General features: G+C 71.2%; 11 protein-coding genes and 3 tRNA genes. 8 read left to right on the top strand and 6 right to left on the bottom strand.

All coding sequences use genetic code 11. The features are described 5' to 3' along the window. Position 1: 1 nt before the first annotated feature. A complete protein-coding gene (gene dnaG, locus ACFV9O_RS11360; RefSeq protein WP_385415479.1) occupies positions 2 to 1906 on the top strand; it encodes a DNA primase in 1905 nt (634 codons plus the stop codon). A 4-nt stretch (positions 1907 to 1910) separates the two neighbouring features. Here dnaG and ACFV9O_RS11365 read toward each other — a convergent pair whose 3' ends face one another. Then, positions 1911 to 2900: a nucleotidyl transferase AbiEii/AbiGii toxin family protein gene (locus tag ACFV9O_RS11365; protein WP_385415482.1), complete on the bottom strand. Its 990-nt coding sequence runs from the start codon at positions 2898 to 2900 to the stop codon at positions 1911 to 1913. 241 nt (positions 2901 to 3141) lie between these two features. On the opposite strand from ACFV9O_RS11365, the gene ACFV9O_RS11370 reads away from it, so the two are divergent. Next, positions 3142 to 4392, top strand: a complete 1251-nt coding sequence (locus ACFV9O_RS11370; protein WP_385415485.1) for an RNA polymerase sigma factor — start codon at positions 3142 to 3144, stop codon at positions 4390 to 4392. Here the strand turns inward: ACFV9O_RS11370 and ACFV9O_RS11375 are convergent. The 5 genes from ACFV9O_RS11375 to ACFV9O_RS11395 all read right to left on the bottom strand — a co-directional run bounded on the left by ACFV9O_RS11375 (position 4380) and on the right by ACFV9O_RS11395 (position 10487). Continuing rightward, on the bottom strand, positions 4380 to 4670 hold the full coding sequence (locus tag ACFV9O_RS11375) for a hypothetical protein (RefSeq protein WP_385415488.1): 291 nt from the start codon (positions 4668 to 4670) through the stop codon (positions 4380 to 4382). The genes ACFV9O_RS11370 and ACFV9O_RS11375 overlap by 13 nt on opposite strands. Positions 4671 to 4748: 78 nt before the next feature. Further along, complete coding sequence (locus ACFV9O_RS11380; protein WP_385415492.1) at positions 4749 to 6674, bottom strand: ABC transporter ATP-binding protein; 1926 nt, start codon at positions 6672 to 6674, stop codon at positions 4749 to 4751. Next, positions 6674 to 8407 (bottom strand): ABC transporter ATP-binding protein, encoded by a 1734-nt coding sequence (locus tag ACFV9O_RS11385; RefSeq protein ID WP_385415493.1) that lies wholly within the window; start codon positions 8405 to 8407, stop codon positions 6674 to 6676. The genes ACFV9O_RS11380 and ACFV9O_RS11385 overlap by 1 nt, the downstream gene beginning before the upstream one ends. Positions 8408 to 8569: 162 nt before the next feature. Continuing rightward, a complete protein-coding gene (locus ACFV9O_RS11390) occupies positions 8570 to 10009 on the bottom strand; it encodes an FGGY family carbohydrate kinase (protein WP_385415496.1) in 1440 nt (479 codons plus the stop codon). Between the two features lie 175 nt (positions 10010 to 10184). Further along, positions 10185 to 10487 (bottom strand): YtxH domain-containing protein, encoded by a 303-nt coding sequence (locus ACFV9O_RS11395; RefSeq protein WP_385415498.1) that lies wholly within the window; start codon positions 10485 to 10487, stop codon positions 10185 to 10187. A gap of 169 nt (positions 10488 to 10656) precedes the next feature. On the opposite strand from ACFV9O_RS11395, the gene ACFV9O_RS11400 reads away from it, so the two are divergent. The 6 genes from ACFV9O_RS11400 (at position 10657) to pstA (ending at position 14638) form a co-directional block, all read left to right on the top strand. Then, positions 10657 to 10729 (top strand) — tRNA-Asn (locus ACFV9O_RS11400). 5 nt (positions 10730 to 10734) lie between these two features. Beyond that, a tRNA-Asn gene (locus ACFV9O_RS11405) sits at positions 10735 to 10807 on the top strand. Between the two features lie 177 nt (positions 10808 to 10984). Beyond that, positions 10985 to 11061: transfer RNA gene (locus tag ACFV9O_RS11410), tRNA-Ile, on the top strand. 730 nt (positions 11062 to 11791) lie between these two features. Next, a complete protein-coding gene (locus tag ACFV9O_RS11415; RefSeq protein ID WP_385415500.1) occupies positions 11792 to 12322 on the top strand; it encodes a hypothetical protein in 531 nt (176 codons plus the stop codon). Next, positions 12322 to 13353: a phosphate ABC transporter permease subunit PstC gene (gene pstC / locus ACFV9O_RS11420; protein ID WP_385415502.1), complete on the top strand. Its 1032-nt coding sequence runs from the start codon at positions 12322 to 12324 to the stop codon at positions 13351 to 13353. Before ACFV9O_RS11415 ends, pstC begins: the two co-directional genes overlap by 1 nt. Position 13354: 1 nt before the next feature. Next, the gene (gene pstA / locus ACFV9O_RS11425; protein WP_385415504.1) at positions 13355 to 14638 is read left to right on the top strand and encodes a phosphate ABC transporter permease PstA; all 1284 of its coding nucleotides are present in this window, start codon (positions 13355 to 13357) and stop codon (positions 14636 to 14638) included. The last annotated feature ends 60 nt before the right edge of the window (positions 14639 to 14698 follow it).

The raw sequence follows: 14698 nt of genomic DNA on the forward strand, positions 1-14698 counted from the left end.
CGTGGCAGGCAGGATCAACGATGACGACGTGAAGGCGGTACGGGACGCGGTCCCGATCGACTCCGTCGTGTCCGAGTACCTCCAGCTGCGCAACGCGGGCGGTGGCAACCTCAAGGGCCTGTGCCCCTTCCACGACGAGAAGTCCCCCTCCTTCCAGGTCAGTCCGAGCAAGGGTCTCTTCCACTGCTTCGGCTGCCAGGAGGGCGGGGACACCATCACGTTCGTGATGAAGGTCGACCACCTGTCGTTCTCCGAGGCGGTCGAGCGGCTCGCGGCCAAGGCCGGCATCACGCTGCGCTACGAGGAGGGCGGGTACAACCCGAGCCACCAGCGGGGCGAGCGGATCCGCCTGATCGAGGCCCACCAGATGGCGGCCCAGTTCTACATCGAGCAGCTGGAGACCGGTGCGGAGGCCGAGATCGGCCGGAAGTTCCTCGCCGAGCGCGGCTTCGACCAGGCGGCGGCCCAGCACTTCGGCGTCGGCTACAGCCCGGCGGGCTGGGACCACCTCACCCGCCATCTGCGCGGGAAGGGCTTCTCCGACAAGGAGCTCGTCCTGTCCGGGCTCTCCCAGGACGGCCGCCGCGGCCCCATCGACCGCTTCCGCGGCCGGCTGATGTGGCCCATCCGCGACATCTCCGGCGATGTCGTCGGCTTCGGCGCGCGCAAGCTCCGCGACGACGACAACGGCCCGAAGTACCTGAACACCCCCGACACGGCGATCTACAAGAAGTCCCAGGTGCTGTACGGCATCGACCTGGCGAAGAAGGAGATCGCCAAGTCCAGCCGGGCCGTCGTCGTCGAGGGCTACACCGACGTCATGGCCTGCCACCTCGCCGGGGTGACCACGGCGATCGCGACCTGCGGCACCGCCTTCGGCACCGATCACATCAAGATCCTCCGCAGGCTGCTGATGGACAACGGCAGCGCGAAGGTGATCTTCACCTTCGACGGTGACGCGGCCGGCCAGAAGGCCGCCCTGCGCGCCTTCGAGGACGACCAGAAGTTCGCCGCCGAGACCTTCATCGCCGTCGCGCCCGACGGCATGGACCCGTGCGAGCTGCGCCTCGCCAAGGGCGACGAGGCGGTGCGGGAGCTGGCCGAGCCGCGCAACCAGCTCTTCGAGTTCGCGATCCGGCAGATCGTGAAGAACTACGACCTGGAGACCCCGGTCGGCCGGGCCGCCGCGCTCGACGAGGCCGCGCCGATCGTCGCCCGGATCAAGAACAGCGCCTCGCAGCACGAGGTCGCCGTCCAGCTCGCGGGCCTCCTCGGCATCCTCGACACCCAGTTCGTGGTGAAGCGGGTCGCCCAGCTGGCGAGGTGGGCCCGCGACCGCGGCGGCCAGGGCCCGGCGCCCGCGCGCCAGGCGCCTGCGTACGACACCCGGAGCCCCGCCGCCGCGCAGCCCAGCGGCCCCGCGATCAACCTCCGCAGCCCCGCCCACCGCACCGAGCGCGAGCTGCTCAAGCTCGCCCTCCAGCACCCCGAGCTGGTCTCCCCGGCCTTCGACGCGTACGGGGCCGACGAGTTCACCGCCCCGCCCTACGCCGCCGTGCGCCAGGCCGTCGCCGACGCGGGCGGCGCCGAGCAGGGCGTCCCCGACGCGCCGGCCTACCTCGCCCGGGTCCGCGACGCCGCACCCAACGACACGGTCCGCGCGATGATCACCGAGCTCGCCGTGGAGGCCGTCCACGCCCGGACGGTCGACGAGACCTACGCGGGCGTCCAGCTCGTCCAGGTCCGCCTCCGCGCGGTCGACCGCCGCATCCGCGACGTCCAGGGCACCCTCGCCCGCCTCGGCACCCACGCGGACCCGGAGCACGCCGCGGCCGTGCAGAACGAACTGTGGGTGCTCCAGCAGTACGGGCAGTCGCTGCGGAACAGGGGCGCGGAAGCCCTCTGAGGCCTCAGCGGCCTTCGAAGGTCGGGCCCAGCGCCGCGATCAGCCGGTCGTGGTGCGCCCGGCAGTCACCGGCGAGGTGAGGGTACTCGGCGCGGAAGTCTGCCCACTCGCTCTCGCAGTCGAGGTCCCGGAAGTGGCTCAGCGCCACGGGATTCGAGGCGTACCAGGCCGCGTCGTAGGGCTTGAAGACCGCCTCCAGCAGCTCGTACCGCAAGGGGTGACGCTCGGCGAGCAGCACCGCGTCGTACAGGTCCTTGCCCTGCGGATGGAGGTCGGTGAACAGCCAGAGCAGCTTCCAGGCCAGTGACAGCTCCGGCGTGGCCGCCCACAGCAGGGACCCTGACCCCACGTCGGTGGGCTCCGGCGGGACCGGCATCAACTCGTTGAAGACGAAGTCCAGTTGCACGAGGCCGCCGGGCACGCCGGGTGCCGTCCAGGGCAGCACCATGCGGCGGCCCGGCACCCGGTCGTACGTCCAGATGTACTCGGACCGTGCACCGCGCGCGGAGATCCGGACCCGGCCGCCGCGGTGCTCCGCCGTACGCTCGGCAGCCTCCGCGATCGCGTCGAGCATCCGCTGCGTACGGCCCTGCTCGATGCGCCAGTCCGGCGGTACGACCACGAAGTCCAGATCGCCCGGCTCCCGGGCGGCGTCGCCGAACCAGGCATCGAGCAGCACGCTGCCGCGCAGCACCAGGCAGTCGACCCACCCCGAGGCCGCGATCGCGGCCAGCACCGAGTGCAGCGCCTCACGGCGGGCCGTCCGCCAGGCGGTGGCCCCGGGGCGGCCGTCGAAGGTCGGCTCCGACGCCCGGTAGGCATCGCTGAAGTGCAGGAGCGCCGGATCAAAGATCCGTTCCTGTTGCATGCCCTGCCCGGTGAACGTCATGAGCGTGCTGGGTGGTTCCAGCCTGCGCCGCCGACGCTCCGCCTCCGGCTCCTCCGGGTCGTTCGGACCCCTGGGAATGTCGCGCCGCTCCCATGCCGTGCTCATGGCCCACCCCCTGGGGCCGATCGTCCCAGACCGCCGCCGCACCGCGCACGCGAGTAACCGCCACCCACGCGTGGGGCGACCCCGGCCCCGTGACCACCCGGTCATGGACCGGCCTCGCTGTGCTGTTCCGGGGGCGACCCCCGGACTCCCGGCCCCGTAACCACCCGGTCACGGACCGGACTCAAAAAGTCACCGCACGCCCCTCGTGGCAGTGATGTGTCGTACCCCACACTGGGGTGCGGTGCCTGAGTCCTCGGAGCGCGGCCGGCCCACGGAAGGTGGGCCACTCACCCCCGCGGATCCGCTCATCGTGTACGGGACGGACAGCGGCCCGGCCGCCGTCCCCGTCCCGCTGCCGCCTGCCCCCCAACCGGCAGCGCTCACCCTGGAGGTCGCCACCGTGCAGACCCAGACCCTGACAGAAGCAGATGCGGTCACGGCCGTTCCGCCGCAGAGCCGGGCCGCGCACCATCCCGAGAACGAGCCGCCATCGACGCCGGAGGCCGAGGCGGTGCCGGATCTGTCCGAGGTGCCCGACCTTCCCGAGCCGCCGCGGGGCGGCCGTGCGGAGGCCGGTTCGGGTCCCTCGTCGGATCTCTTCCGGCAGTACCTCCGCGAGATCGGCCGGATTCCGCTCCTCACCGCCGTCGAGGAAGTGGAGCTCGCCCGCCGTGTCGAGGCCGGCCTGTTCGCCGAGGAGAAGCTCACCTGCACCCCGGACCTCGACTCACAGCTCGCCGTCGACCTCGACAAGCTCGTCGTCATGGGCCGGATGGCCAAGCGCCGGCTCATCGAGGCCAATCTCCGCCTCGTCGTCTCCGTCGCCAAGCGGTACGTGGGCCGCGGGCTGACCATGCTCGACCTCGTCCAGGAGGGCAACCTCGGGCTGATCCGGGCCGTGGAGAAGTTCGACTACGCGCGCGGCTACAAGTTCTCGACGTACGCGACCTGGTGGATCCGCCAGGCCATGTCGCGGGCCCTCGCCGACCAGGCCCGGACCATCCGCGTCCCCGTCCATGTCGTCGAGCTCATCAACCGTGTCGTGCGTGTCCAGCGCCGCATGCTCCAGGAGCGCGGCTACGAGCCGACGCCCGAAGAGGTCGCCGCCCAGCTCGACCTGGCGCCCGAGCGGGTCGGCGAAGTCCTGCGCCTCGCCCAGGAGCCGGTGTCGCTGCACGCGCCCGTCGGTGAGGAGGACGACGTCGCGCTCGGCGACCTCATCGAGGACGGCGACGCCGCGTCGCCCGTCGAGTCCGCGGCGTTCCTCCTGCTGCGCGAGCACCTCGAAGCGGTTCTCTCCACCCTCGGCGAGCGCGAGCGCAAGGTGGTCCAGCTCCGGTACGGGCTGGCCGACGGGCGGCCCCGCACCCTGGAGGAGATCGGACGGATCTTCGGCGTGACACGCGAACGCATCCGCCAGATCGAGTCCAAGACCCTCAGCAAGCTGCGGGACCACGCCTTCGCGGACCAGCTGCGCGGCTACCTGGACTGAGTGTCGCCGCCGCCCGGGGCCCCGGGCGACCCCGGCGTCTCCCCCTGCCGCCGCCGGCGCGCGTCGACGCTCGCGCCGAAGGCGGCGCCGAGGGCCATGCCGATCGCGATGCCCGCCGCGAGGTTGTCCATCAGCATCCCGAGGGAGACGCCGAAGGCCACGCCCAGGGACATCCCCAGCCCCATCGCCCGGCTTCCTCCGCCGCGTCCCCCGTTGCCGCTGTCGCCCGTGCTGCCGCCGTCATCCGCGTCGGCCGCGTTGCCCACGTCCTTGTCCATGCTCCGGTCTTCCCCGTTGTCCCCGTTACCCGGAGCGGGCCCGGCGGCGTGTCCGCCGGGCCCGAACTCCCCTGCATCTCAGTCGACTTCGACCACGGCCTGCGCGAACTGCGCCGCGTACAGCCGGGCGTACGCGCCCTCCGCCGCCAGCAGCTCCTCGTGCATGCCCTGTTCGACGATCGACCCGTTCTCCATCACCAGGATCACATCCGCGTCCCGGATGGTGGAGAGCCGGTGCGCGATCACGAAGCTCGTCCTGCCGTGGGCGAGGCGCGCCATCGCCTTCTGGATCAGCACCTCGGTACGGGTGTCGACCGAGCTCGTCGCCTCGTCGAGCACCAGGATCACCGGGTCGGACAGGAACGCCCGCGCAATGGTGATGAGCTGCTTCTCGCCGGCGCTGACGCCCGAGCCCTCGTCGTCGATGACGGTGTCGTAGCCGTCGGGCAGGGTACGGATGAAGCGGTCGGCGTGCGCCGCCAGCGCCGCCTCCTCGATCTGCTCCCGCGTGACCTTGCCCTGCACGCCGTACGCGATGTTCTCGGCGATCGTGCCGCCGAACAGCCAGGTGTCCTGCAGCACCATGCCGATCCCGGCACGCAGGTCGTCCCGCGACATGGTCGCGATGTCGATCCCGTCGAGGGTGACCCGGCCCCCCGTGACCTCGTAGAACCGCATCAGCAGATTCACGAGCGTGGTCTTGCCGGCGCCCGTCGGGCCGACGATCGCGACCGTGTGACCCGGCTCGACCTTCAGGGACAGATCCTCGATGAGCGGCTTCTCCGGGTCGTAGCGGAACGCCACCTTCTCCAGCGCGACCGCGCCCCGCAGCTTCTCCGGGCGGACCGCACCCACCGGGTCGGGCTCCTGCTCGTCCGCGTCCAGCAGCTCGAAGATCCGCTCGGCCGACGCGACACCGGACTGCACGAGGTTCGCCATCGACGCGACCTGCGTCAGCGGCATCGAGAACTGCCGCGAGTACTGGATGAAGGCCTGCACATCACCGATCGACAGCGTGCCCGACGCGACCCGGAGACCGCCGACCACGGCCACGAGCACATAGTTGATGTTCGAGATGAAGAACATCACGGGCTGCATGATCCCGCTGTTGAACTGCGCCCGGAACCCGGCCTCGTAGAGGGCGTCGTTCTGCTCGGCGAAGTCCTTCGCGGACTCCTCCTGACGTCCGAAGACCTTCACCAGCGCATGGCCGGTGTACATCTCCTCGATGTGCGCGTTGAGCCGTCCCGTGGACTTCCACTGCTGCACGAACTGCGGCTGCGAGCGCTTGCCGACCTTCGCCGCGACGAACATGGACAGCGGCACCGTCACCAGCGCGACCAGCGCCAGCAGCGGTGAGATCCAGAACATCATCGCCAGCACGCCCACGATGGTCAGCAGCGAGTTGATCAGCTGGCCCATCGACTGCTGCATGGTCTGCGAGATGTTGTCGATGTCGTTCGTCGCGCGGCTCAGCACCTCACCGCGCTTGGCCTTGTCGAAGTACGACAGCGGCAGCCGTGACAGCTTCGTCTGTACGTCCTCGCGCATCCGGTACACGGTCCGGTTGATCACCCGGATCGACGCCCGCGTCGCGACCAGCATCAACAGCCCTGCGGCCACGTACACCACGAGCGCCACCAGCAGGACGTTCCCGACCGCGGCGAAGTCGATGCCGTGGCCCGGCGTGAAGTCGACGCCGGACAGCACGTCCGCGAGCCCGTCGTCGCCCCGCTCGCGCAGGCCGTCGACGGCCTGCTCCTTGGTCGTGCCGTCCGGCAGCTGACGCCCGACGACCCCCGCGAAGACGAGGTCGGTCGCGTTGCCGAGGATCTTCGGCCCGACCACCGAAAGACCCACGCTCAGCACACAGGCCACCAGCATCAGCCACAGGGTGGGCCGGTCGGGAGCGAGCTGCCGCAGCAGCCGCTTGCCCGAGCCCTTGAAGTCCATGGACCGCTCGCCCGACTGGCCCATCATCATGCGTCCGCCAGGACCCGCCATCAGGCAGCCTCCGCCTCGGTCAGCTGGGAGAGCACGATCTCCCGGTAGGTCTCGTTGCTCTCCATCAGCTCGTGATGGCGGCCGGTGCCCACGACACGGCCCTCGTCGAGGACCACGATCCGGTCGGCCTCACGGATGGTCGAAACCCGCTGGGCGACGATCACGACGGTCGACTCGGCCGTCTCCTGTGCCAGCGCGCCGCGCAGCGCCGCGTCCGTCGCGTAGTCCAGGGCCGAGAAGGAGTCGTCGAAGAGATAGATCTCCGGCCGCTGCACCAGCGTCCGGGCGATCGCGAGCCGCTGCCGCTGCCCGCCCGAGACATTGGTGCCGCCCTGCGCGATCGGGGCGTTCAGCCCGCCGCCGAGCGCGCGGACGAAGTCGGCGGCCTGGGCGACCTCCAGCGCCTGCCACAGGTCCTCGTCGGTCGCGTCGGGATTCCCGTACCGCAGGTTCGAGCCGACCGTGCCGGAGAAGAGGTACGGCTTCTGCGGCACGAGCCCGACGGTCCGCGCCATCAGCGCCGGCTCCAGCTCCCGTACGTCGACGCCGTCGACGAGCACCTCGCCGCCGGTCACGTCGAACAGCCGCGGGACGAGCCCGAGGAGTGTCGACTTGCCGCTGCCCGTGGACCCGATGATCGCGGTCGTCTCGCCCGGCCGGGCCACCAGCTCCACGTCCCGCAGGACCGGCTCCTCGGCACCCGGGTAGCGGAAGTGCGCTCCCCGCACCTCCAGATGACCGCGGCGCGCCAGCTCCCGCACGGGCCGCGCCGGCGGTACGACGCTGGAGCGGGTGGCCAGGACCTCCTCGATCCGCTCGGCGCACACCTCGGCGCGCGGCACCATCATGAACATGAAGGTGGCCATCATCACGGCCATGACTATCTGCATCAGATAGGCGAGGAACGCGGTGAGCGCGCCGATCTGCATCCCGCCGCTGTCGATGCGGTGCGCACCGAACCAGACCACCGCGATGCTCGACACGTTCACGACGGTCATGACGACCGGGAACATCAGCGCCATGAGCCGGCCGGTCGCCATCGAGACGTCGGTCAGCTCGGTGTTCGCCCCGCGGAACCGCTTCTCCTCGTACGGGTCCTTCACGAACGCCCTGATCACCCGGTTGCCGGTGATCTGCTCCCGCAGCACCCGGTTCACCGTGTCGAGCCGCTCCTGCATCGTCCGGAACAGCGGCCGCATCTTCTTCACGATCAGCGCCACCGCGATGCCCAGCACCGGCACGACCGCGAGCAGCACCGCCGACAGCGGAACGTCCTGGCCGAGCGCCAGGACGATGCCGCCCACGCACATGATCGGCGCGGAGACCATGAGCGTGAACGCCATGAGCACCAGCATCTGCACCTGCTGGACGTCGTTGGTCGTACGCGTGATGAGCGAGGGCGCGCCGAACTGCCCGACCTCGCGGGCCGAGAACGACTGCACGCGGTCGAAGACGGCGGCCCGTACGTCGCGGCCGAGTGCGGCCGCGGTCCTGGCGCCGTAGTAGACGGCCCCGATGTTGCAGACGACCTGGACGACGCTGACGGCGACCATCAGCGCGCCGAACGACAGGATGTATCCGGTGTCGCCCTGGATGACACCGTTGTCGATGATGTCGGCGTTCAGGGTGGGCAGATAGAGGGTGGCGCTGGTCTGCAGCAGTTGCAACGCCACCAGCAGGGCGAGGGGTTTCCGGTACGGACGCAGGAACGTCCGGAGCAGTCGTATGAGCACGCCAAGGTCTCTCGGTCGGCAAATTCGTGGAGTCGCCCCAATCTTGCGATACTCCACGACCCGCTGCCCAAGGGATTTCGCCAAGCTCCGGTCAAGAACGCGCCCCCACGAGAGGCGTGCACGCCCGGCCTCCTCGCATCCGGGGCCCCTCCGTCGGGCGCCTCAGGAGCCGAAGGCGCCCGGGTGCACCTGGTCCCGCGTCGCGACGTACTGCTGCCGCACCGCCTGGCCCACCGGCATCTCCTCGCCCGGCTCGAAGATCTGCGCCGCCGCGCCCTGCCAGGCCGGCGGGGTGTGCGGGGCGAGCTTGCCCTGCGCCACCCCGAGCGCCCAGGCCGCCTGCCGGGCGGCGCCCAGCGCCGCGTAGTCGGCGGGCTGCGGGACGACGACCTGCGCGGCGAAGATCGCCGGCGCCGCGGCCTGCACCGCGGGCAGCTCCGCGGCCTGCCCCAGCAGGAACACCCGGCGGACGTCCACGCCCCGCCCGCGCAGCACGTCCAGCGCGTCGGCGAGCCCGCACAGCATGCCCTCGAAGGCCGCGCGCGCCAGATGCTCACGCTTCATCGACTCGCGGCGAAGGCCCGTGAGGGTGCCCGCGGTGTGCGGGAGGTGCGGGGTGCGCTCGCCCTCCAGATAGGGGAGCAGGACGAGACCGGAGGCGCCCGGGGTCGACTTCATCGCCAGCGCGGACAGTTCGGCGAGGTCCTCGATGCCCAGCAGCTCGGCGGTGCCCCGCAGGGCCCGTACGGCGTTGAGGGTGTGGACGACCGGCAGATGCATGCCGGTGGCGTCCGCGAAGGACGTGATCATTCCGGACGGGTCGGCGAGTGCCTCGTGGTGCACGGCCATCACGGAACCGGAGGCCCCGAGCGACACCACCGCGTCCCCGGGCCCGAGCCCGAGCCCGAACGCGGCGGCCATCGTCTCGCCGGTGCCCGCGGAGATCAGCAGCCCCTCCGGGGTGGTCCCCGCGGCGTCGGCAGGACCCAGCACCTCGGGCAGCGCGGCCTGATTCCCGAGCGCCAGCTCCACCAGATCCGGGCGGTACGCGCCCGTGCCCGCCGACCAGTACCCGGTCGACGACGCCGCGCCCCGGTCGGTCGTCCGGCGCGCGGGCCTGCCCAGCAACTGCCACACCAGCCAGTCGTGGGGCTGCATCACAAACGCGGTGCGCCGGGCCGACTCGGGCTCGCTCCGCGCCAGCCAGCGCAGCTTCGCGACGGGCAGCCCCGACTGCGGCACGCATCCGACGGCCTCGGCCCAGGCCTGCCGCCCGCCGAACGCCTCGATCAGATCCGCGGCCGCGACCTGTGCCCGCTTGTCGTTCCCGACCAGCGCGGGCCGCACCGGTGCCCCCGAGGCGTCGAGCGGGATCAGCCCGTACTGCTGCGCGGACACGCCGATGGCCTGCACACCCTCCAGCAGCCCGCCGGCAGCGGCCTCACCGAGCGACAGCAGCCATGCCTGTGGATCGACGTCGCTCGCTTTCGCCTCGACCGGGTGTGGTGCGTACCCCTGGCGCAGCACGGCGCCCGTGTCCATGTCGCAGACGACGATGCGAGTGAAGGCGGACGAACTGTCCAGCCCGGCGACTATCCCCATGCCGTTAGATTCTGCCGCACTCGGGGGCCTGCCACGGCCCGGGCACGGTCACAGCGGCGCCGGCCCCGCCGCGCGGTCCGCCGCCGGATCTCCCGCCGGCGCCGGCGGCGCTCATGGGCCGGTGCCGCGCAGGCGACCGGAGCCGCGTCCGGCCGAGGCCGGCGCATGACCGACGTCACGTGTTGCTCGTGCCCCAGTCGTCCTCGGCGCCGCCCTGGCTCCGCTCCCGCAGGGACCGCACCCGCTCGGCCACCGAGTCGGGCACATGGTCCCCGACCTTGTCGCTCACCGCGTGGTACGCCTTGCCGGCCATCTCGCGGCTCGTCTGCGCGGCGGACTCCGCGGCGTTGCGCACGGCCGGGTTCTGCGCGAACTCCCGGGCGGACTTCTTCAGCTGCTCGTAACGCTCGCGCCCGGCCCGGGTGCCGAGCACGTAACCGACGGCCAGTCCGGCGATGAACGTGATCCGGTATCGCATCGCTGCCACCCTTCGCCGGCGTCGTCCCCGACGCCGGGATCTGAGGTCACGAGGTCACGGGGGGAACCGATTGGCGGAGCACCCCCCTGCTTGCGCTAATGTATGTGTCGCAGCGAGCGAGCGCCGCCTGGGAAACCCGAGGTAGGTACGTTCGGTGCACACGCAGCAATCCCCTGTAGCTCAATTGGCAGAGCAGCCGGCTGTTAACCGGCAGGTTACTGGTTCGAGTCCAGTCGGGGGAGCGCGATCCCCTGTAGCTCAATTGGCAGAGCATTCGGCTGTTAACCGGAGGGTTGCTGGTTCGAGTCCAGCCGGGGGAGCGGACGGAAAAAGGACCCCACGGGGTCCTTTTTCCATGTGATCCCCGGCTTCCGGAACCGCGCGGGCGGCCGTGCAGTCCTCATGGTCAGAGCGACGCCGACCATCCGAGGCAGGAGATCGTATGAGCGGCTATGCTGCGGCAGACGGCGCGCACAAATGTGCGCGACGCGCCGTAAGGGGCGGTAGCTCAGCCGGTTAGAGCAGCGGACTCATAATCCGTCGGCCGTGGGTTCGAGTCCCACCCGCCCCACCACAGGCCAGTGGTGAAGAAACGTTCCGACCGGCGTCTCCGCCGGTCGGGCCGATCACGAGGCCGCACCGTGACGCCCTGTCGGACGACAGTAGCCGCTCCCCGGTCGAGCGCCGGGGACGTGACGTCGCAGGGCCGGGCGTGTTCCCTCCTCCGGAGCAACTCGCCGGTTCGGTGCCCGTCGGGGCCCGGTGCCGGTACCGGGGCCTGGGGGGCTCGCCCCTCAACTGCCGCCGCTCGGTCGACGATGGCGCCGGCCGTGACGTCGGCAACGGCTCCGGTGACCTCGCCGAGTGGTTCCGGCCTGCGGCAGGGGTCGGCTGACCTGCGAATATCACAGAAGGTGACGAGCCCCACAGGGGCCCCTGACGGCTTGCGCGCGGGCCATGCGGGCCGGGGCGATGAGGGTGGCCGAGAGGGCCGTCCGGCCGCTCGCGCGTCCGCTCGCCGATCACGTCGTCGGCGTGATCGAGGAGCAGGCCGCGTGGGAGGTGCAGTCCACTGACACGCTGACACGCCGTCACCGGACCTCCGGGAGCCGCGCAGCGTCATCAATGTCTTGATCACGATTACCTTGGGTTCGTCTGAGCCTCTCATTCATTTTCCCTCCGTTCGGCCTTCACCTTTCTGTGCACACAGCCCCTTCACAACCCGCGACCGTCGGGTGCGCTTGGGGAGATCTTCCGACCTGTGGCGATAAGCGCAGAGGTGGAAGCGGAAGGGGGTGGTTTCGATGATTCGGGCACGTTTCCTGTATGTGGTGCGCGTATCGCCGCAGAGACCCGACGGCGGAGAGAGGCCCGTCGGCTGGCGGCTGGTCGGCGCGAACAACCGTGAACTGGGGCGCAGCGCCGAGGCGTTCGACAGGCTCACGGCGTGTCAGGCCGCGGTGGACGAGCTGCGCGAGAAGGTCGCGGGGGCCCGCGCGCTCATGAGCATGCCGGACGCGGCGCACAGCTGGACGTGGCGCGTGCAGATCGAGGGGCGGACCCTCGCCGTCGCCGGGCGGACCTATCTGCGCCATCGGGAGTGCCAGTTCAATCTCGGCCAGTTCCTGGCCGCCGTCCCCGTGGCCCAGCTGCCCGAGGGGATGCCGAACCGGCCGCGGCTGCGCGGGATGCAGCTGCCCGGTCCCGCGCGTCCCGGGGCGGGGTCTACGCGGGCAGAGCCGGAGGACGAGGGCCACGCCGTCGCCCAGGCCCACGTCCACGCCCCGGCCCAACCCCGTGAACGTGTCCGTGCCAGGGCCGGGGCGGGTGCCTGATGACCGTCGCCATGCCCGGGGCCGGACAGGTGTCCGGGCCGGGTCCCGATCCCGTGGACGCACCGCGTGCGGTGCGGGGCAGGGGCGCGCCCGTGGACCGCGTCTTCCGTGGGGCGGCGCGGGGCAGCGGGGCCGTGGTCCTGGCCGTCATGCTCCTGGTCGGGGTCTTCCTGACCTACCGTGCGTCCGAGGCGCTCGGCGTCGCCAAGTTCGGTTTCCTCACCACCTCCGCGTGGGAGCCGGACTCGCGCAACTTCGGCATCGCCGCGGTGCTCGTCGGCACGGTGCTCATCGGCCTCGTGGCGATCAGCATCGCGCTGCCGCTGGCGCTGGGTACCGCGCTGTACATCTCGGAGTACGCACCGCGGAGACTGCGGTCGTTCCTCGTCAGCCTCGTGGACCTCATGGCCGCCGTGCCGAGCGTGGTGTACGGACTGTGCGGCGCCTTCTTCCTGCAGGGGTACATCGTCGGGCTCTCCCGCTGGATCTCCACGTACTTCTCGTGGATCCCCGTCTTCGCGGTCGACGGGTCCGACCCGACCGACCCGCTGCAGACGACGACGGTCTACACGTCCTCCACCTTCATCGCCGGCATCGTCGTGGCGCTCATGGTCACCCCGATCGCCTGCTCGGTGATGCGGGAGACGTTCTCGCAGGCGCCTCCGGGCGAGCGCGAGGGAGCCTTCGCGCTCGGGGCGACGAGGTGGGGAATGATCCGCGCCGTCGTCCTGCCGTTCGGCTGGGGCGGCGTGATCGGTGGGACCATGCTGGGCCTCGGCCGGGCGCTCGGCGAGACCATCGCCGTCTACATGATCATCTCGCCGGTCTTCGTCGTGCAGTGGCACGTCCTGCAGAACGGCGCCAACTCCGTGTCCGCGCTGATCGCGCTGCGCTACGGCGCGGCGAGCGAGTTCGGTATGTCGGCCCTGATGGCCGCGGGACTGGCGCTGTTCCTCATGACGCTGATCGTGAACTTCATCGCGTCCTCGATCGCGGCCCGCGGCCGCTCGGGCAGCGGGGCGGAGGCCTGAGATGACCGAACTCCTCAAGGACGCGCCCGCGTCGGCGACCGTACGGCCCGCGGCCGGCGCAGCGGACGACGCGGCCCCCGAAGTCCGCAGGAACACCTCGACCGTGCATGCGTCGGACCGCCTCACCCTGGCCGGTGCGGCCGTGGGCTCGCTGGCGCTGACGGTCCTCCTCTTCGTGTGGATCGCCCCGTTCGACTCGATCCTGGGCTTCGTGGTCCTCGCGTACGTCCTCTTCCTCGGCCTGTACGCGGCGCTGGTCTCCTTCGACGAGAGCGGCGTGACCGTACGGGACAAGGTCGCGGCGGTGCTGTGGCTGAGCCTCGCCCTGTTCCTGCTGGCGGCGCTGCTCCTGGTGGTGGGGTACACCCTGTGGCGCGGTCGGCCCGCCCTGGTGCACCTCAACTTCTTCACCGAGGACATGTCGCGCACCGGACCGCTGGAGCCGCTCACCCAGGGCGGTGTCGTCCACGCGATCATCGGCACCCTGGAGCAGATGGCCATCTCGCTGGTGATCACCGTGCCGCTCGGGCTGGCGTGCGCGGTGTTCCTCAACGAAGTGCCGGGCAGGTACGCCCGGTTCGTACGGACCATCGTCGAGGCGATGACCGCGCTGCCGTCGATCGTGGCCGGACTCTTCATCTACGCCACGGTCATCCTCATCCTCGGCGTCGACAAGTCCGGGTTCGCCGCCGCCCTGGCGCTCGGCGTGATGATGCTGCCCATCATCATCCGCGCCGCCGACGTGGTCATCCGGCTGGTGCCGGGGTCGCTGCGCGAGGCGTCGTACGCCCTGGGCGCGAGCCAGTGGCGCACGGTGTGGACCGTGGTGCTGCCCACCGCACGCTCCGGGCTCACCACCGCGGTAATCCTGGGCACCGCTCGCGGGATCGGCGAGACCTCACCGGTGCTGCTCACCTCCGGTCTCGCGGCGGGCGTGAATGCCAACCCGTTCAGCGGTCCGCAGGTCTCGCTGCCGCTGGCGACCTTCGGTCTTGTGGGGTCTCCCCAGCCCAGCCTGATCGCCCGCGGGTTCGGCGCCGCCGCGCTGCTGATGGTCCTCGTGCTGCTGCTGTTCGTGGTGGCCCGGGTGGTCGGCGGGCGCGCTCCCGGCGAGCTCACCCGCAACCAGCAGCACCGGCGCGTGGTGGCCTCGCGCCGCGACGCCGAGCGCATGGGCAGGCGCGCACGGCTCAGGGCGCAGGCGGCCGGGGTGCCGGGGGGCTTCCCTGACGCGGCCGCACCACCGGCCGGCCCGTCCGAAGCCCCCGCCCGGCCGCCGGAGTGACCGAACGCCGGGTGCTCGCCCCCGCACCGCCGTGCACCGCCCCCCGCACCGCCGTGCACC

Source organism: Streptomyces sp. NPDC059909 (assembly GCF_042730885.1).
Classification (GTDB): domain Bacteria; phylum Actinomycetota; class Actinomycetes; order Streptomycetales; family Streptomycetaceae; genus Streptomyces.

Excerpts from the sequence above, each read along its gene's own strand:
- ACFV9O_RS11365 (WP_385415482.1), bottom strand. The coding sequence starts at position 2,900 with ATGAGCACGGCATGGGAGCGGCGCGACATTCCCAGGGGTCCGAACGAC.
- ACFV9O_RS11375 (WP_385415488.1), bottom strand. The coding sequence starts at position 4,670 with ATGGACAAGGACGTGGGCAACGCGGCCGACGCGGATGACGGCGGCAGC.
- ACFV9O_RS11380 (WP_385415492.1), bottom strand. The coding sequence starts at position 6,674 with ATGGCGGGTCCTGGCGGACGCATGATGATGGGCCAGTCGGGCGAGCGG.
- ACFV9O_RS11390 (WP_385415496.1), bottom strand. The coding sequence starts at position 10,009 with ATGGGGATAGTCGCCGGGCTGGACAGTTCGTCCGCCTTCACTCGCATC.
- ACFV9O_RS11395 (WP_385415498.1), bottom strand. The coding sequence starts at position 10,487 with ATGCGATACCGGATCACGTTCATCGCCGGACTGGCCGTCGGTTACGTG.
- ACFV9O_RS11415 (WP_385415500.1), top strand. The coding sequence starts at position 11,792 with ATGATTCGGGCACGTTTCCTGTATGTGGTGCGCGTATCGCCGCAGAGA.
- pstC (WP_385415502.1), top strand. The coding sequence starts at position 12,322 with ATGACCGTCGCCATGCCCGGGGCCGGACAGGTGTCCGGGCCGGGTCCC.
- pstA (WP_385415504.1), top strand. The coding sequence starts at position 13,355 with ATGACCGAACTCCTCAAGGACGCGCCCGCGTCGGCGACCGTACGGCCC.